Genomic DNA, 18008 nt, shown 5'->3' with positions numbered 1-18008 from the left:
CATGCGCGCCGCGTGGCTGGCGGCACTGCTCCTGCTGGGCGGGACAGCCACGGCCGAGCTGCGCCTGACGCTGGATAGCAGCACCCTGAGCCCGAGCGAGCAGCAGGCCAGCCGGGCCCTGCTCGACCAGGCCATGGCCCATCTGCCGCCGAGCTTCATCCAGCGCCTGGATCGTGAAGTGACGGTAAGCTGGTCTGACGATCTGCCTGCCGAAGCCTACGGCCGCATCACCCGCCTCGACGCGCTCAGCCTCAACGCCCGCTTGCTTCCACGCTTGCTCGACCCGGCCCAGGCGCGAGCCGACAACGGCCGCAGCCACGGCAACCTGCAACGCGAGATGCTGGCCACCGTGCTGCATGAACTGACCCACCTGTACGACCGTGCACGCCTCTGGCCGCAGGCCGAGCGGCGCCTGCAACAACGCTGCAAGCTCGACCTGGCACGCAGCGGCCCGGTCGGCCTGCGCGACGAGTGCAGGGGGCAGGCAGAACGCCGCTTCAGCCTCAGCGACGACCCGCGTCTGCTTGACCTGGCCGGCTGGCAGCAGGCCGTGGGCAAGCGCGGCGCCCGTGAATCGGATAACGGCCAGGTGGCGCGCAGTCCGGACAACTATGAGCTGAGCAACCCGCGTGAATTCCTCGCGGTGAACATGGAGTACTTCCTGCTCGACCCCAGCTATGCCTGCCGCCGCCCCAGCCTGCAGCGCTACCTGCGCCAGCACTTCGCCTGGCAACCTGCCGAGCAGAACACCTGCCCCGACAGCTACCCCTACCTCAACGCCGGACGCGACTTCGCCCGCCAGCCGCTGGGCCAGCTCGACCCCGAGCAGGTCTATGAAGTCGACTACCTGCTCGCCGAAGCCAACGACCAATGGGCCAGCCGCTGGGGCCACAGCATGCTGCGCCTGGTCATCTGCGCCCCAGGCAAACCGCGCGGCCCGGCCTGTCGTCTGGACCTGAGCCATCACCTGGTGCTGTCCTACCGCGCCTTTGTCGGCGACGTGCAGCTGTCCAGCTGGGACGGCCTGACCGGCGTCTACCCTTCCCGGCTGTTCATCCTGCCGCTGGAACAGGTGATTGAGGAGTACACCAAGATCGAGCTGCGCAGCCTGGCCTCAGTTCCACTGAAGCTGAGCCGCGATGAACTCGAGCAACTGGTCGCGCGCGCTGCCGAGCAGCACTGGAGCTATGACGGCGACTACTGGTTCCTGTCCAACAACTGCGCGGTGGAAACGCTCAAGCTGCTGCGTAGCGGCAGCGGCCAGCGTCAGCTGCAGGCGCTGGACAGCATCATGCCCAACGGCCTGCTCGCCCTGCTCGCCGGGCGCGGTCTGGCCGACATGAGCGTGCTCGATGATCGCCGTGAGGCACTGCGTCTGGGCTATCACTTCGACTCCTTCCGCGAGCGCTACCAGGCCATGTTCGCCATCCTGCGCGAACGCCTGCCAATCACCCAGGAGCGGGTGGAGGACTGGCTGGATCTACCGGCCAAACAGCGCCAGGCCTGGATCGAGCCAGCCGATCTGCGCGCCAGCGCCGCCCTGCTGCTGCTCGAACAGGCTGCCCTGCGCCGCCAGCTGTTGCAGGCCCAGGAACAACTCAAGCAGCGCTACCTGAGTGCCCGCAATGACGCCCAGGATCAACGCTTCAGCGAGGCCGATGCCACCCTGCGCGAAATCCTCGCCAACAGCGGCTTCCTCAGCCGCCCGGCCGAACTGCTCGACGCCGGTTACGGTCTGCCGCAACCCGGCGAATGGCAGCGCCTGGAAGCCGAAAGCACGGCCCGCCAGGCACGCCTGCGCCAACTCAGCGACAGCCTCGATCAGGAGGTGCGCACCTTGCTGGAGCCTGCACTGCTGGCCGAGGTCGAAGCCAGCGAGGCCAACCTGAAAAGCCTGGGCGCGCACCTGCGCCAGCTACACGATGCCAGCGGCGGATTGCGCCTGCCCTGAGTCATAACGCTTCCTCGTCCTCTGCCGGCAACTGCGGATCGAGCTGCAACCAGGGCAAGCGGCTGCTGACCCAGATATGCCGGTCGGCAGGTGCCTGCTCGGGGTGATCGAGGCTCGCCACGGTAACATCCAGGCTGTCCGAACTGAGACGGGTGAACAGCGCCAGATGACAGCCGCAATCGCTGCAGAAGTAGCGGGTACAGCTGGCCGATGAGGCATATGCGGCCGCCGTGCCACGCAGCCACTGAAAGCTGGCGAGCGGCACCGTCATCTAGGTGGTCACGATGCCGCCGGTGGTGCGCCGACAGATCGAGCAGTGACAGTGGGCAATGTCCTGCACGGGAGCATCGATGCGGTAACGCAAACGGCCACAGTGGCAGCCGCCGGCAATGGATTCGACCATAGTCGTCCTCCTGATCAGCTTTTCACCCTAGCGCGGCATCGGCGTTTTGCCCAAGATGCCTGTTTTGCGCCTGGAAAACGCCGTGACCACTCTCCTGCAAGCCCTCTGGCCCCTGTTCGCCCTGATCATTGCCGGTTACGCCCTGCGCCGCTGGCAGTTTCCCGGCGAAGCCTTCTGGCCCGAGGCCGAGCGCCTCAACTACTTCATCCTGTTTCCCGCCCTGCTGTTCAACAGCCTGGCCACCGCGCCGCTGGAAAACCCGGCACTGCCGCAACTGGCCCTGGCGGTGTTCTGCGCCCTCGGTGCCAGCTGGCTCGGCCTGTTGCTACTGCGCCGCCTGCGCGGCTGGCCGGCGGCGCGTTTCGGCGCATTCAGTCAGGGCATCCTGCGTTTCAATACCTATCTGGGCCTGGCCGCCATCGGCAGCCTGCATGGCCAGCCCGGCCTGGTACTGGCCGCCCTGCTGCTGGCGCTGATGGTGCCGACGGTGAACGTGCTGTCGGTGTGGTCGCTGTCGGCGGACCGCGGCGTCAGCGCCCGCGGTCTGCTGCTGCCGGTGCTGAAGAACCCGCTGATCCTCGCCTGCCTGGCCGGCGTCCTGGTCAACTTGAGCGGCCTCGGCCTGCCCGGCGGCAGCGACCGCCTGCTCGGTCTGCTGGCTGCGGCCAGCCTGCCGCTCGGCCTGCTCTGCGTCGGCGCCGCGCTGCGCCCACAGGAGCTGCGCGGGGAAAAGGCCGCGCTGACCTGGAACTGCGCCCTGCGCCTGCTGGCCATGCCCGCCCTGGCCTTCGCCGTCGCCCGCCTGCTGCAGCTGCCACCGCTGGAAAGCAGCGTGTTGATCCTGTTCTTCGCCCTGCCCACCGCGCCCACCGCCTACGTGCTGACCCGCCAGCTCGGCGGCGACAGCCACCTGATGGCCGGGATCATCACCCTGCAAACCCTGCTGGCCGCAGCCAGCCTGCCTTTGGTGATGAGCCTGCTGAGCCATTGAGCACGGCGACCTGACGCTGGTCGGTTTCGACGTTTTTTTCACAAATCAGACGCTAGAATCGCGCGCCGCTCACGGCGCGTGCCCCTCACACCAAGGAATCCCTATGGAATGGCTGACCAACCCGGAAATCTGGGTTGCCTTTCTGACCCTGACCGCCCTGGAAATCGTCCTCGGCATCGACAACATCATCATGATCGCCATCCTGGTCGGGCGCATGCCGCCGCACCTGCAGGCGCGCACCCGTCTGTTCGGCCTGGCCCTGGCGATGATCACCCGCATCCTTCTGCTGCTGTCGATCACCTGGATCATGCGCCTGACCAATGACTTGTTCGAGCTGTTCGGCCAGGGTATCTCCGGGCGTGACCTGATCCTGTTCTTCGGCGGCCTGTTCCTGCTGTGGAAGAGCACCACCGAGATGTACCACAGCCTGGAAGGCGAGGACGAAACCGAGCAGACGCCGGGCAACACCGCCGCGCGAAACTTCATCGGCACCATCATCCAGATCGCCATCATCGACATCGTGTTCAGCCTCGACTCGGTGATCACCGCCGTCGGCATGGTCGACCAGGTGCCGGTCATGGTCGCCGCAATCATCGTCGCCGTGCTGGTGATGATGCTGGCCGCCGGCACCATCAGCGACTTCATCGACAAGCACCCGTCGCTGAAGATGCTGGCCCTGGCCTTCCTCGTGGTGGTCGGCACCGTGCTGATCGCCGAAGCCTTCGAAGTGCATGTGCCAAAAGGCTACGTCTACTTCGCCATGGCCTTCTCCCTGGGCGTCGAAGCGCTGAATATCCGCATGCGCATCGCCCGCGGCCGCAAGGAAGACCCGGTCAAGCTGCGCAAGGATATTCCGGGCGAATAAGCCGAAACGCGCGCAAAAGAAAACGGGGCCAAATGGCCCCGTTTTTCATTCCCTACCCCGAAGTAGCCCGGACTGTAGCCCGGACTTCAGTCCGGGAGAGAGGGCATCGTCAAAACAGACTGAGCTGATCCGTTGCTGTCACTGCTGCCGGTGGTTGTGACCGCTCGCACGGCCCCGCCCCCAACCGTTCGGCCAACCCCGCCGCGCGCTCGGCCCTGGTATTCACCGCCTCGGCCAGACGCGCCGGCAGGCCCCAGATTTCCACTTTCTGCTTGGCGCGGGTGATACCGGTGTAGAACAGCGCGCGGGTCAGCAGTGGGCTGGGGCTTTCCGGCAGAACCAGCAGCACTTCGGCGAACTCCGAGCCCTGGCTCTTGTGCACGGTCATGGCGAAGGCGCTGTCGTGGCTGGGCAGGCGCGCCGGGGCGAAGGCGCGGAAGCCGTCTTCGCCCTCGAAATAGACGCGCAGGCCATACTCGGAAGCGAGGCAGATGCCAATATCGCCGTTGAACAGACCGAGGGCATAGTCGTTCTGCCGCACCATCACCGCACGGCCGGGATACCAGCGCTCGCGCTCGGGCAACGAATAGCGGCGTTTGATCCGCGCTTCCAGCGCCTCGTTGATCCCGCTCACGCCCCAGGGGCCTTCGCGCTGGGCGGTGAGCGCGCGGAAGGCGTTGAAGGCGGCGAAGGCTTCGCTTGGATCGCCTTTGCGGGCGGCCTTGAGATAGGGCGCATAACCCTGCTCCAAGCGCTCCAGCAGCGCGGCCTGGCTCGGCTCGGCTTGCCAGGCCAGATCCGCGCGGTTCTCGCGCAGCAGATTGAGCGTGCCGGCGGCATCGCCAGCATTACTCCGGCGCGCCAGCTCGCCGATGCCGCTGTCACCGGCGAAACGATGGCTGTGGCTCAGCAGCACCACGGCATCACCCAGCGCCGAGCGTGGCGCTTCGATCGGCACCGCCTGCCCGGTGATGCGCTGCAGCTCGGCGGCCGCTTCAGCATCGAAGCCACGCCCCTCACACAGCTCGGCAAACACCGCGCCAGCCTCCACGGCGGCCAACTGATCCTTGTCGCCGAGCAGGATCAGCCGCGCCTGCGGCGGCAGGGCAGCGACCAACTTGGCCATCAGCGCCAGGTCGACCATCGACGCCTCGTCCACCACCAGCACGTCCAGTGCCAGTGGCCGCGCCGCGTCGTGGCGCACCGCCGGACTGTCGCCACGGCTGCCGAGCAGGCGGTGCAGGGTGCGCGCCTCTTCGGGCAGCAGCGCCTTGAGTTCGTCGGCCAGTGGCAGGCTGGCCTTGGCATTGCGGATCGCCTCGGCCATGCGTGCCGCCGCCTTGCCGGTCGGTGCGGCCAGGCCGATGGCCAGCCTGTCACCACCAGGTTGCTCCAAGAGCGCGGCGAGCAGGCGCACCACGGTAGTGGTCTTGCCGGTGCCGGGGCCGCCGGAGATCACCGCCAGACGCCGGCGTACCGCCTGCGCGGCGGCCAGGCGCTGCCAGTCGGGCTGTTGCGTGTTGAACGAAAACAGCCGCGTCAGGCTTTCGCTCAGCACGGCCTCATCCACCTCGGGGCGCTCGGCGGACATCGCCAGCAGGCGCTCGGCCAGGCGCTGCTCGTAGGCCTGATAGCGCGCCAGGTACAGGCGCTCGCCTTCGACAATCAGCGGAGCAAAGTCACCCGGTGCGCCAACCAGGGTGGAGGCGCGCAGCAGGCCATGCAGCTCGGCCAAAGGCGGCAGGGCGAAATCGAACTCCGGCCAGGGCCTGCGCCCTGCCACCCGCGCCAGCGGCAGGCACACATCGCCCGCGGCCAGAGCCTCGCTGCACAGGGCGGCGCAGGCCAGCACGGCCTCGTCGGCCCGGGGATCGAGACGCTGCAGGCTGGCCAGCAGGGCGCGCTGCAGAGGACCGAAGGGCAAATCGGAAAAGATCATGCGACCTCCAAACCAGGAAGCCATTGTGGGTGCGGCTGGGCGGCACACCACTTCAGCCGCGAAACCAGCCTCATCGCGGCTGAAGCCGCTCCCACTGGAGCCCCTGCGTCATAGCCGGAAGCTCTGTAGGAGCGGGCTTGCCCGCGAAACTCTGGGATTGCCTGAGTCGCGGCCAAGGCCCCTCCTAGGGCGTTGTTGCCAGCCATACAGCCCATCAGTGGCCCTCCGCAAACAGCCGATCCAGCGCATCCAGCAGCCCATCGGACGGCCGCGCGAAGTACACCCCGGCCTGCGGCATGCCGCGCAGGAACAGGTACCAGGCGCCGCCCAGCTGCTCGTCGGCAAAATCGGCCAGACGCGTGCGCAGGAAGCGGCGCAGCGCCACCAGGTAGATCAGGTACTGCAGGTGATAGTGCTCGCCGGCGATGGCTTGCTCCAGGCGCTCGGCGCCATAGTGGGCAGCGCTCGGGCCGAGCCAGTTGGACTTGTAGTCGAGGATGTACCAGCGCCCGGCGTGCTCGAAGGTCAGGTCGATAAAGCCCTTGAGGAAGCCCTTCAGCTCATCGAACTGCAGACGCTCGGCAGCCTGGCGCATGGCCGGCGGCAGGCCGTAGGCCGGGTCGGCCAGCAGCTCGCGCAGGCGCTGCACATCCAGGCGCTCGACCGGAAAGGTGAAGCCCAGCTCGGGCAGCCGGCGATTGGCCTGCAGCGCCGACAGGCGCAGGCCCTGGCCGTCCAGATCGGTATCGAGCACCGCCTGCAGTTGCTGCGTGGCGATCTCGCTCCACAGCTCGGCGTCGATGCCGTGCGCCTGCAACGCCGCCGGCACCAGCTGCGCCAGCTCGCCCTTGTCGCGCATCCAGTCTTCGAGAATGGCGTGCAGGCAGGTACCGGCGCGGGCGCCACGGGGGAAGGCAAAGAAGCCGCTGCCCGGCTCGCTGGCATCGACCAGCGCCAGGCTGTCGCGGTCCGGTGCCTCCATATGCATGCCGGCGGCCAGCCCGGAGAAGCTGCCGATACGCCAGGCGCTGCCCAGGCTGCGATTGAACACCTGTTGCATCTGAGGGGGTTCGGCACGCCCTGCGCCGGTGCTGCTGGCTTCGACGTCAAGCAACGTCAGGCGCGCAATGCGTCCCGCGCTGGCGGCCGCCAGCTGGTCCAATTCGGCGGCCAGGGCCGGGCCTTCGCGGTTCGACAGGTGCTGCGCCAGCTCGGCCAGGGCATCGCCGCCAGGCAGCTCGCGACCGTGCAGCAGCCAGGCCAGGGCGCTGCTGTGCAGGCCCTCGTCGGGCAGCGAACCGTCCTTCTTCGGCTTCGGCAGGGCCGCCGGGCCCCAGTGCAGCCACAGGCGATCACGGGCACGGGTCAGCGCCACATAGGTCAGCCGCAGCTTCTCGGCGAAGCTTTCACGCCGCGCCGCCTGCAGGCGCTCGTCCAAACGGTCGCTGCCGAGGTCGAGCAGCGGCTGGCCGTGCTCGTCGTGGCAGCGTGCGCTGTCGGTATGCTGGCCGAGCAGACGCCCGTCCCACAGGAAGGGGCAGAACACCAGCGGGTACTCCAGGCCCTTGGAGGTGTGGATGGTGACGATCTGCACCCGCTCGGCATCGCTCTCCAGGCGCAGCAGGGCGTCCTCGCCGGCGCCTTCGCTGCCGCGCTGGGCCTGGAACCAGGCCAGCAACGGCTCCAGCCCCGGGCGTTGCAGACTCTCGGCCTGCAGCAGCTCACCCAGGTGCAGCAGGTTGGTCAGCCGCCGCTCGCCGTCGATGCCGGCCAGCAGGCGCTCAGCTACCCGCTCCTGATCCAGCCAGGCTCTAAAGACGCGCATAAAACCCTGCTGCTGCCACAGCTGGTGGTACTGCTCGGCGGCCGCGCGCTCGCGGTCCCATTCCTGCTCGACTTCCTGGCAACGGGCAATCTGCGCGGCGTCGCGCCCCAGCAAACGGGTGGCCAGGGCATAGCGCAGCACGCCCTCACGACCGGGCTCGGCATAGGCCGCCAGCACCGCCGCCAACTCGGCGGCCTCCTCGCTGTGCCAGACGCTGTCGCGGCCACGGCGCACGCTGGGCACGCCACGTGCGGCCAGCTCGGCGGCGATGCTGGCGGCCTCACGGTGGTTGCTGACCAGAACCGCGATATCGCCGCCTTTCAGCTGCTTTATGTCGCCATCGTCTTCGAAATAAGCATTTCCACTCGCACTGGCCGCCAACAGCCCGGCAATCCGCCGCGCCGTGTCCAGCGCCGCCAGCTCGCCAGCCCTGGCCTTGTTCAGGCTCTCGTCACCCAGCCAGACCAGGCCCAGCGGCGCCGTGCCACCCTGCTCGGGCAGCACCAGCGTGGCTCGCGATTTCTTGCCGGCGCTGACCGGCGGGTAGCTCAGCCCTTCCTCGGCGAACGGCTGCGGACGATCGAACAGCTGGTTCAGCGCGGCAATCAGCTCGGGCGTGGAGCGGTAGTTGAACGGCAGGTCGTACTGCCGCTCGGCGTCGTCGCGAGCCTGTAGATAAGTCGCCAGATCGGCGCCGCGAAACGCATAGATGGCCTGTTTGGGATCACCAACAAAACAGAGGTCGCCGCCGTCGCGGTACACACGATCAAAGATCGCGTACTGAATCGGGTCGGTGTCCTGGAACTCGTCGATCAGCGCCAGCGGGTACTGCTCGCGCAGGCGCGCGGCCAGGTCGTCGCCCGCCGCACTGAGCAGCGCCTCATTCAGGTTGTTGAGCAGGTCGTCGAAGGCCAGCAGGCGCTGCGCCGCCTTGCGCTTGGGCAACTCGACGTTGAGGCGGTCGAGCAGTTCGACCTGCAGGGCGATCAGCTTCTGCTTGCCCGCCGGCAAGGCCGCCGCCAGCGCCTCGCCGAGTGCATCCAGCGCCTCGGCCACGGCGCTGTGCGGCGCCTCGAAGTTCTTCTTGGTGGCCTTGAGCAGCGCCGCCGCGCCCAGCTTGGCCAAGCCGTCCGGCACCTCGAACAGCGCCGCCGGATCAGCGAAGTAGCTGTCCAGCTCGGCCGACCACAACGGCAGCTTGGCCAGCTTGTGTGTGCTCTGGCTCAGGCCGCCGTGCTCGCGCAGCACCTCGACCCAGGCGTAGCCCTCGCCCCGCCACAGCTCGGCAGCGGCCTGCCAGGCGGCGCTGGCGGCCTGCAGCTCGGCCTCGCCGACCGGCTCGCGCGGCTCGACGCGCAGGTAGGGTTTGCCCAGATGGCTGCGCAGGGCCTGGCGCAGGGTCGCCGGGGTGATGCGTTGCTTGGCCAGGAAGCGTGCCCAGGCCGGATCGGCCTCGGCCAATACATGACGCCAGGCGTCGCCGAGCAGGGCGTCGAGCACCTCGCGGTCGTCCTGGGTCAGCTCGGCATCGAAATCACCGCCAGCCTCGAAGGCCGAGTCCTGCAGGGCGCGCTGGCAGAAGCCGTGGATGGTGAAGATGGCCGCCTCGTCGAAGCCGTGCACGGCCAGCAGCAGGCGCCGCCGTGCCGCTTCGCCGGGATGGCGGCGGTGCAGCTCAACAAGGAAGCCGTCATCGCTCTCGCCACCTTCATACAGCGCCAGCAGCTCGGCCAGCCGGGCGCGGATACGCTCGCGCAGCTCGGCGGTGGCCGCCGTGGTGTAGGTGACGACCAGGATCTGCCCGACCGACAGCTCGCGCTCCAACAGCAGGCGCGCGTACAGCGCGGTCAGGGTCCAGGTCTTGCCGGTGCCGGCGCTGGCCTCGATCAGCGAGCGGCCAGCGAAGGACGAGTCGTGCAGGTTCAGGTCACTCATTCGCCCTCCTCATTGCTGGCCAGGGCCTTGAGCGCCGGGCCGAGCAACTGTTCGGCCAGCGCCTCGAAGCGGGCGTCGAGCGGCTCGCGCTCGCGGAAGGCCAGGGCGTACCAGGGGTCCTGGCACTCGCCGGGCAAGGGACTGAACTCGGCGCCTTGCCAGGCGGCCAGGGCCTTGTCGCGGGCGGCGTCGATGGGTTCCTTGCGGCTCTTGGCGCTGGGCGTGACCAGTGCCTTGGCGAACTCGTAGCTGCTGCGGGTGATAAACGGCGACGGCTCACACAAGGCTTCTCGATAGGCGGCCAGCCAGGGTTCGAGCAGCGCGCGAGGGTCCTGCAACGGACCCAGCTGCCAGTCGCCGGCCGGCGACACCAGCAGGCTCTCGCGGGCGATATCAGCAGTAGCGGCGACGTTGAGCAGCAGATGGCGCAGCCAGAAGCCGGGCAGGTCGCGGGCGTCCGGCGCACGCAGGCGCCAGTCGAACAGACCACAGGAAGTCACCCCATCCAGCCAGCCGTGCAGGCGCACGCCGGCCAGCTCGATATCCACCAGCAGCGGTTGCGGCGCTTCCTCCGGGCGCGCCTCGAACAGCCTTGGCGCGAACGCGCGCACCGGGCCGCGCTGCTTGCCCCACAGGGCCAGGCCCAGCTCGCCGGGTGGTAGCCAGCCGGCGGCACGCGCCACACGGCGTTCCTGCTCCTCGCTCCAGCCACGCTCGACCGCCTGCAGGGCCAGCTGGCGCAAACCCTGGTAGGAGGAGCGCTCCAGACTGAAGGGCTCGTCGGCGGCGATACCTTCCTCGGCGTCGGCCAGACGCAGTCCCAGACGCTGCTCCAGCAGGAAGCGCGCCGGGTGGCGGAAGCAGTAGAGCAACTGGCTGGGCTCGATGGTCAGCCAATCTTGGTTCGGTTCCGGCAAGCGCTGGATAAAGGCTGGCGCCTCGGCCGGGGCGGCGGCCAGGCGCTGGGCGGCGCGGAACCAGCTGGCGGCGAAGCCTCGCCGCGCGCCCGCCTGCTCGAAGTTGCCGGGGGCGAAGGGCTGCAGCGGGTGGTCGATGGTGATGCGGGCGCTGGCCCGCTTTTGCGGGATCGGCTGGGCAGCATCCCGCTTCAGCCGCGAGTCGGCCGCCGTAGAAGCATCGCGGCTAAAGCCGCTCCCACAGGGGGGCACTGCCACCGCAGTCAGATCCACCGCTTCCAGCAACTCGCTGACCAGCACCGAGGGCGGCAGCTCGGCGTTGTCGCGCGGGTCGCGGCCGACATAGCTGAGGTACAGGCCGTCGCGGGCGCTGAGCAGGGTCTCGAGAAACAGGTAGCGGTCGTCCAGGCGCCGGGCGCGGTCGCCGCGCCGCGGGCGCTTGGCGATCAGGTCGAAGCCGGCGGCCGGGGTGCGCCGTGGCAGGGCACCGTCATCCAGGCCGAGCAGGCAGACGTGGCGGAACGGCAGGCTGCGCATCGGCACCATGGTGCAGAAGGTCACTGCACCGGTGAGAAAGCCCGAGGCGCCGCTGCCGCTGTCCAGCGCCGCGCCGAGCTGCTGGCGCACCAGGGCCAGTTCCACCGGGCGGGTGATGGCCGAGTCCTCGGCCTGGCGCGCCAGCGCGGCGCAAGCCTGGCTGAGCAACAGCAGGGTGTCGCCGGCCTCGCGCTCGTCGAACAACGCATCGATCAGACCCTGCAGGTCCAGCGCCCAGTCGGCCAGCGGGCGGGCGCGCTGCAGGCGCTCGGCCAGACTGGCAAGCAGCTCGACGAAAGCACACAGGCGCCCGAGCAGCTGCGCACGCGCGCCTTCCAGGGCATCCAGTGGCCAGCTGTCACCGAGCAGGGGCAGGCCGTCACCGGCCAGTTGCGGTGGCGCGGCGAAACCGAGCAGCAGGCGGTCCAGGCCCTGGCGCCAGGTGAAGGCCTCGTCGGCCGGCAAATCGAGCGCCGCCCGATGGCTGCCGTCGCGGCCCCAGCGCACACCGGCCTGGCGCAGCCAGTCGCGCAGCAGCGGCAGGTCCTCAGGCTCGATACCGGCGCGGCGGGCGATGGCCGGCTGCTCCAGCCAGGCGAGGATCTCCTCGGCGGCGAAGCGGCTTTCCGGCAGGCTGAGCAGACCGAGGAAGGCCTCGATCAGCGGCGTCTCGGCGCGCAGGCTGCGGTCGGCCAGGCTGTAGGGCACATACGGCGCGCCTTCACGGCGGGCGAAGACGGCTTCGATATAGGGCGCGTAGCGCTCGATGTCCGGGGTCAGCACCACCACCTGATCCGGGCTCAGGCTCGGGTCGGCGACGAAGCGTGCCAGCAGCTGGTCATGCAGGATTTCCACCTCGCGCAGCGGCGAGTGGGCGATGTGCAGTTCTAGCGAGCGGTCGTCTTCGCGCAGCATCAGGCGCTCATCGGGCGTACGGGTGCGCAGGCGCAGGATGTCGTTCTGCAGCGCATGCAGCAGGCTGTCGTCGGCCAGTTCGTTGTCTTGTGGGTAGATGCCGTGCTCCTCGGCGATCTGCCCGAGCAGGCTGTCGAAAAAGTCGCGACCCTGCTTGCCCAGGCTGGCCAGCAGCGGGTGGCCGACGTCGAGATACCAGTCATCCGGGCTGACCTCGGACTGCGCCAGCTCGCGCACGTCGCGGATCTCGCCCCAGGCCTCGCGACAGGGGTTAAGCGCAAAGATCACCACATCCGTATGCCGCGCCAGCCCTTCCAGCACACGCAGGTGATGAGGCGGCAGCGAGCTGATGCCGAACACCAGCAGGCGCTCGGGCAGACCGGCGATGGGCTGATCGCCGTGCAGGCGCGCCAGCAGCTCGCCGAGCAGGCGTGCACGGTGCGGGTGGCCGTCCTTGGTCAGCTCGGCCCAGAGCAGCGCCTGCCAGCCTTCGTCAGGCCCGAGGTCGCAGGACTCGCCACGCTCCCAGGCGGCCAGCCAGTCATCGCGATACAGCAGATACTGGTCGAACACGTCGGCGATCTTCGCCGCCAGGGCCAGGCGCCGGCGTTCGTCGCCGCCCTGCAGATAGCGTTCGAGCCGCTCGGCACGGGCCAGGTTGGCCGGCTCGCACAGCCAGTCGTACAGGCGCCAGGTCATGGCCTGCGGATTGAACGCGGACTGCTCCGGCAACGCGCCCAGCACCTCGCGCGCCAGGCCCCAGACGAAGCTGGACGGCAACTGCACATCGAGGTGCATGGCGATGCCCTGCTCGCGGGCCAGCTGCAGGGTCAGCCAGCGGCCGATACCCTGGCTCGGCACCACGATCCGCGCCGGCGCCAGCACATCCGCCTGCGGCTGGGCGAGTAGCGCGCAGGCCAGTTGGCCGAGGGTTTCCAGATCGGGGGCGTGGTACAGGCTGAGCATGGGCGGGCATCCGTTCGATGGGCGCTAGGGTAGCAGCCTGCCGGAGCGACGCGACAGCTCATGACGCATAGCCGCCACAGACAACGTGGCTGGCGCCGGCGCCCAACAGCGACCAAGCTGAATAACAGCAGCACCGGGAACGGTGCCCATGAACAACGAGCGAGCCCCGATCGCGTTCAGGAGGCTGCGCCATGCTGACCTTGCTCAACTTGTTGTCCGCCATCGCCCTGCTGGTGTGGGGCACCCATATCGTGCGCACCGGCATCCTGCGGGTGTACGGCTCGCAGCTGCGGCGCATCCTCAGCCACAGCGTGCGCAAACGGCCGCAGGCCTTCGCCGCCGGCATCGGCGTCACCGCCCTGGTGCAGAGCAGCAACGCCACCGCCCTGCTGGTGACCTCCTTCGTCGCCCAGGGCCTAATGGCGCTGCCGCCGGCACTGGCGATCATGCTCGGCGCCGATGTCGGCACGGCGTTGATGGCGCGGGTGCTGACCTTCGACCTGTCCTGGCTGTCGCCGTTGCTGATCTTCGCCGGGGTGATCCTGTTTCTCTCGCGCAAGCAGACCCGCGCCGGGCAGATCGGCCGGGTAGCCATCGGCCTCGGCCTGCTGATCCTCGCCCTGCAGCTGATCGTCGAGGCCGCGCGGCCGATCGCCGAATCCAACAGCATCGAGGCGCTGTTCGCCTCGCTGACCGGCGACCTGCTGCTCGACGCCCTGGTTGGTGCGCTGTTCGCCATCGTCACCTACTCCAGCCTGGCCGCCGTGCTGCTCACCGCGACCCTGGCCGGCAGCAGCATGATCAGCCTGCCGGTGGCCATCGGCCTGGTCATCGGTGCCAACATCGGCAGCGGCATCCTGGCCCTGCTGAGCAGCGGCATGCAGTCCGCCGCCGGGCGCCAGGTGGCCCTCGGCAGCCTGCTGTACAAGCTGCTCGGCCTGCTCCTGGTGCTGCCGCTGATGCAGCCACTGGTGGACTGGATGGCCAGCCTGAAGCTGGACGCCGCCACTCTGGTGATTGTCTTTCACCTGGCCTACAACAGCCTGCGCTGCCTGCTGTTGTTGCCCACGGTGAACTGGATGGCGCGACTGTGCCGCCTGCTGCTGCCCGAACGGCCGCGTGAGGACAGTGCGGCCCAGCCGCGCCATCTGGACCGCACCGCCCTGGGCACCCCCAGCCTGGCACTGGCCAACGCAGTGCGTGAAACCCTGCGCATCGGTGATATCGTCGAGCGCATGCTGCAACAGCTGCTGGAGGTGCTGCGCGAGGGGTCGTCCCAGGCGCTGCAGCAGATACACAACCTCGACGACGACCTCGACACCCTGCACAGCGCCCTCAAGCTGTACTTGGCACAGATGCCGCGTGACGACCTGCCGCAGCACGACAGCCGGCGCTGGGCGGAAATCATCGAGCTGGCGGTCAACCTGCAGCATGCCGGCGACCTGATTGAGCGCATGGCCAGCCGCCTGGGCAGCCACAAACGCGAGCGCCTGAGTTTTTCCGACAGTGGCCTGGAAGAGCTGGTCGCCCTGCACGGCCTGCTGCTGGCCAATCTGCGTCTGGGCCTCAACGTGTTTCTCGGCGGCAATCGCGACAACGCCCGCCGCCTGCTGGAAGAAAAACACCGTTTCCGCCGCGAGGAGCGCAAGTTGGCCCACGCCCATGTAGGTCGCCTGGGCCAACAGGTGGTGCAGAGCCTCGAGACCAGCGACCTGCACCTGCAGCTGATCGCCGACATGAAGCGCCTCAACACGCTGTTCTGCAGCAGCGCCTATGCCCTGCTCGACGAAAATGCCGCTGGTGCTGAACAAGCAGCCAGCGCAGGGGCCGATAGCGCTGCCGCTGACCAGGAGGGCGCCACACCGACCCGCCACTGAGTCGGCCCCTGCACGTCGGGCAGCAGTTGACCCGTCGGGCGCACATGCGATCATGCGCGCCCGTCCCCGCAGCGCCTCGCCTCATGCCCCACTGGAAACCCCACCTGCTGCGCCTGGTCGCCCTGCTGCAGCGCTACCCCGGCCTGGTCGCCCTGTTCGGCTTCTGCTCCGGCGTGGCCAGTTTCATCCTGGTGGATCGCCAGGCCGGCGTCGGCCAGGTCATCGCCGTGCTGATGCTGCTGAGCTGGCTGGTGCTCCTGCTCGAAGGTCTGCTGACCCGTGGCGCGGCGCGCTGGCTGGGCCTGGAAGTGCCGCCCGTGCTGGTGCGCTACCTGACCCAGATGATCCACCAGGAAAGTCTGTTCTTTGCCCTGCCCTTCTTCTTCCTCACCACCGCTTGGAACAGCGGCCAGGCGCTGGTTACCGGCCTGCTCGGCGCCGCCGCGCTGCTGGCGATCATCGACCCTCTGTATTACCGCTGGCTGGCCAAGCGCCGCTGGCTGTACCTGAGCTATCACGTGCTGGCGCTGTTCGCCGTGCTGCTGGTGGCGCTGCCGCTGATCGTCCACCTGACCACCGCCGAGAGCTATCGGTTGGCCCTTGCCATCGCCCTGCTGCTGGCCGCACCCAGCCTGGCCGGCAGCCTGCGCATGCAACGCTGGTGGCGCTGGCCGCTGCTGGCCGGCCTGTTGGTGACGCTCGGCGGCGGCGCCTGGCTGGCTCGCCCCTGGGTGCCGCCAGCGACCCTGTGGCTGAGCGAGGTGGCGGTCACCAATCAGCTGCAGGCGCGCAGCCCCGGGCGCAGCCTGCAGACGGTGACCAGCCGCCAGCTGCGCGATGTCGGCCTGTATGCCTACACCGCCATCAGCGCCCCACGCGGGCTGAACGAGCGCATCTACCATGTCTGGCGCCATGATGGCCGCGAGATGGACCGCATCGCCCTGGACATCCACGGCGGGCGCAAGGCCGGCTACCGCGCCTGGACGCACAAGCGCAACTTCCCGGCCGACGCCCTGGGGCGCTGGCAGGTGCAGGTGGTGACCGAGAATGGCCAGCAAATTGGCGTGCTGCGTTTTGTGGTGACGGAGTAGCCACCTGCGCTCTAGTGGGAAGTAGGGGCTCTTGTGGGAGCGGCTTTAGCCGCGATGCTTTTTCTGTCAGCCCCAATCGTGGCTAAAGCCACTCCCACAGAGCCGGGCCTGCCGCAGCCAAGGCGGAGTGGCAGCTCCTACAGGAGCACCCTGCTCACAACCGAAAGCGCTGCACCATGCCGTTCAGGTCACTGGCCAGGCGTGCCAGCTGGTCGCTGGCCACCGAGGTTTCGTGGGCGCCGGTGGCGTTCTGCTCGGCGATGTCGCGGATGGCCACCAGGTTGCGGTCCACTTCGCGGGCTACCTGAGCCTGTTCCTCGGCGGCGCTGGCGATCACCAGGTTCATCTCGTTGATCTGGCTGACCCGCTCGGCGATCAGCACCAGCGCGCTGTCCGCCTCGCTGGCCATTTCGCTGCTGCGGCTGGCGTAGCGGCTGCTTTCATCCATGGCTTCCACCGACTCCTGGCTGGCGCCCTGGATGGCGCTGATCATGCGCTCGATCTCCTGGGTCGAACTCTGCGTACGCTGCGCCAGCGCACGCACCTCGTCGGCCACCACGGCAAAGCCGCGGCCCTGGTCGCCGGCGCGCGCCGCTTCGATGGCGGCGTTGAGGGCCAGCAGGTTGGTCTGTTCGGCGATGGTGCGGATCACCTCCAGCACCCGGCCGATGGCGATGGCCTCGTCGGCCAGACGGCCGATGGTGCCGGAGGTGATTTGCAGGCGCTCGCTGAGCTGCTCGATGGTGCTGCGCGTGCTGCTGACCTGCTGACGGCCCGCCTCGGCGGTCTGTTCCGCCTCGCGCGAGGAGTCCGAGGTGTGGTTGGCGTTGCGCGCCACCTCGTCCACCGCCGCCGACATTTCGGTCACGGCCGTGGCCGCCATCTGGATCTCGTCGTTCTGCCGGGTGATGCCCTTGGACGACTCCTCGGTGACCGCATGCAGCTGTTCCGCCGCCGAGGCCAGTTGGGTCGCCGAGCCCTGGATGTTCTGCAAGGTATCGCGCAGGGTCTTCTGCATATCGGCCAGAGAATGCTGGACCTGGGTCACTTCGTCAGCCCCCTCGGCGGGTACTGGCTGGCTGAGGTCGCCGCTGGCGATGCGCTTGGCCGACTCGCTCAACTGGGCCAGCGGCTGGGTGATGCTACGGCTGAGCATCCAGGCCGCCAGCACGGTAAACAGCACCGCCGCGCCGAGAATCAGGCTGAACAGCCAGGTGGCGCCATCGGCATTCCGTTCTGCCCGCGCGCCGGCATCGGCGGCACCACGGTTGTTCAGATCGATCAGCTTATCCAGTGCCGCAATCAACTCGGCGAAGCGCGCCGCCGAGTTCTCGGCGGCGGCCTGATCCAGCTGGCCGGCACGAACACTCTCCACCACCTTGGCCAGGGAGGCCTCGTAGGCCTGACTGCGCGCATGGTAATCACCGAACAGGCGGCGATCCTCGTCGGAAATGATGGTGTCTTCGTAGTTCTTGTCGTAACCGGCCACCCGCTCGCGGATCGCCGTGGCCGTGGCGCTCAGCTGCTGATCGCGCTCCGGATGAGCCATCAGCTCATACTCGGTGAGGCGCAGCGCCTGCCGCTCGGACTTGATCTTGGCCATCAGGTCGAGGCCAAGCATCCACACGTCCTTCACCTCCAGCAGGTCGCCGCGCAGGCTGGACAGCTGGCTGAGGGCGACGCCGCCGGTGCAGAGCAGAATCAGGGTAAGCACCCCGAAGCCGATGAGATTACGCATACCAACGCTGACCGAACGCAGAAGCATGATCGACTCCGGGGTTATGGGGGGAGTACAG

General features: G+C 68.5%; 9 protein-coding genes and 1 pseudogene. 5 read left to right on the top strand and 5 right to left on the bottom strand.

Features of this window, described 5'->3' with window-relative positions:
• Window position 1: 1 nt before the first annotated feature.
• Window positions 2-1951 carry a DUF4105 domain-containing protein gene (locus P7A97_RS00615; RefSeq protein ID WP_277687988.1) on the top strand — a complete coding sequence of 650 codons (1950 nt, stop codon included), beginning with the start codon at window positions 2-4 and terminating at the stop codon, window positions 1949-1951.
• A 1-nt stretch (window position 1952) separates the two neighbouring features.
• Here P7A97_RS00615 and P7A97_RS00610 read toward each other — a convergent pair.
• Window positions 1953-2354, bottom strand: a pseudogene (locus P7A97_RS00610) (GFA family protein).
• Window positions 2355-2409: 55 nt separating this feature from the next.
• Here P7A97_RS00610 and P7A97_RS00605 point away from each other — a divergent pair.
• Together P7A97_RS00605 and P7A97_RS00600 are read left to right on the top strand one after the other, a co-directional pair.
• Window positions 2410-3345 carry an AEC family transporter gene (locus tag P7A97_RS00605; protein WP_277687987.1) on the top strand — a complete coding sequence of 312 codons (936 nt, stop codon included), beginning with the start codon at window positions 2410-2412 and terminating at the stop codon, window positions 3343-3345.
• Window positions 3346-3448: 103 nt separating this feature from the next.
• Window positions 3449-4210 carry a TerC family protein gene (locus P7A97_RS00600; protein WP_277687986.1) on the top strand — a complete coding sequence of 254 codons (762 nt, stop codon included), beginning with the start codon at window positions 3449-3451 and terminating at the stop codon, window positions 4208-4210.
• A 109-nt stretch (window positions 4211-4319) separates the two neighbouring features.
• Here the strand turns inward: P7A97_RS00600 and recD are convergent, their stop codons facing one another.
• The 3 genes from recD to recC all read right to left on the bottom strand — a co-directional run bounded on the left by recD (window position 4320) and on the right by recC (window position 13244).
• A complete protein-coding gene (gene recD / locus P7A97_RS00595; protein WP_277687985.1) occupies window positions 4320-6149 on the bottom strand; it encodes an exodeoxyribonuclease V subunit alpha in 1830 nt (609 codons plus the stop codon).
• Between the two features lie 214 nt (window positions 6150-6363).
• A complete protein-coding gene (gene recB / locus P7A97_RS00590; RefSeq protein WP_277687984.1) occupies window positions 6364-9909 on the bottom strand; it encodes an exodeoxyribonuclease V subunit beta in 3546 nt (1181 codons plus the stop codon).
• A complete protein-coding gene (gene recC, locus P7A97_RS00585; protein WP_277687983.1) occupies window positions 9906-13244 on the bottom strand; it encodes an exodeoxyribonuclease V subunit gamma in 3339 nt (1112 codons plus the stop codon). The genes recB and recC overlap by 4 nt, the downstream gene beginning before the upstream one ends.
• A gap of 191 nt (window positions 13245-13435) precedes the next feature.
• On the opposite strand from recC, the gene P7A97_RS00580 reads away from it, so the two are divergent.
• Together P7A97_RS00580 and P7A97_RS00575 are read left to right on the top strand one after the other, a co-directional pair.
• Complete coding sequence (locus tag P7A97_RS00580; protein ID WP_277687982.1) at window positions 13436-15121, top strand: Na/Pi cotransporter family protein; 1686 nt, start codon at window positions 13436-13438, stop codon at window positions 15119-15121.
• 83 nt (window positions 15122-15204) lie between these two features.
• Window positions 15205-16212 carry a DUF5924 family protein gene (locus tag P7A97_RS00575; RefSeq protein ID WP_277687981.1) on the top strand — a complete coding sequence of 336 codons (1008 nt, stop codon included), beginning with the start codon at window positions 15205-15207 and terminating at the stop codon, window positions 16210-16212.
• A 154-nt stretch (window positions 16213-16366) separates the two neighbouring features.
• On the opposite strand, the gene P7A97_RS00570 is transcribed toward P7A97_RS00575, so the two are convergent.
• Entirely contained in the window at window positions 16367-17977 is a 1611-nt protein-coding gene (locus tag P7A97_RS00570; protein WP_277687980.1) for a methyl-accepting chemotaxis protein, read from the bottom strand.
• Window positions 17978-18008 lie beyond the last annotated feature (31 nt).

Source organism: Pseudomonas sp. GOM6, assembly GCF_029537485.1.
In the GTDB taxonomy this organism is placed as follows: domain Bacteria; phylum Pseudomonadota; class Gammaproteobacteria; order Pseudomonadales; family Pseudomonadaceae; genus Aquipseudomonas.
This window is presented reverse-complemented; position numbering and strand designations above follow the sequence as displayed.

What these genes read in the sequence shown, in the direction of transcription:
- recD (WP_277687985.1), bottom strand. Translation starts at nt 6,149, where the DNA reads ATGATCTTTTCCGATTTGCCCTTCGGTCCTCTGCAGCGCGCCCTGCTG.
- P7A97_RS00580 (WP_277687982.1), top strand. Translation starts at nt 13,436, where the DNA reads ATGCTGACCTTGCTCAACTTGTTGTCCGCCATCGCCCTGCTGGTGTGG.
- recB (WP_277687984.1), bottom strand. Translation starts at nt 9,909, where the DNA reads ATGAGTGACCTGAACCTGCACGACTCGTCCTTCGCTGGCCGCTCGCTG.
- P7A97_RS00605 (WP_277687987.1), top strand. Translation starts at nt 2,410, where the DNA reads ATGCCTGTTTTGCGCCTGGAAAACGCCGTGACCACTCTCCTGCAAGCC.
- recC (WP_277687983.1), bottom strand. Translation starts at nt 13,244, where the DNA reads ATGCTCAGCCTGTACCACGCCCCCGATCTGGAAACCCTCGGCCAACTG.
- P7A97_RS00615 (WP_277687988.1), top strand. Translation starts at nt 2, where the DNA reads ATGCGCGCCGCGTGGCTGGCGGCACTGCTCCTGCTGGGCGGGACAGCC.
- P7A97_RS00570 (WP_277687980.1), bottom strand. Translation starts at nt 17,977, where the DNA reads ATGCTTCTGCGTTCGGTCAGCGTTGGTATGCGTAATCTCATCGGCTTC.
- P7A97_RS00575 (WP_277687981.1), top strand. Translation starts at nt 15,205, where the DNA reads ATGCCCCACTGGAAACCCCACCTGCTGCGCCTGGTCGCCCTGCTGCAG.
- P7A97_RS00600 (WP_277687986.1), top strand. Translation starts at nt 3,449, where the DNA reads ATGGAATGGCTGACCAACCCGGAAATCTGGGTTGCCTTTCTGACCCTG.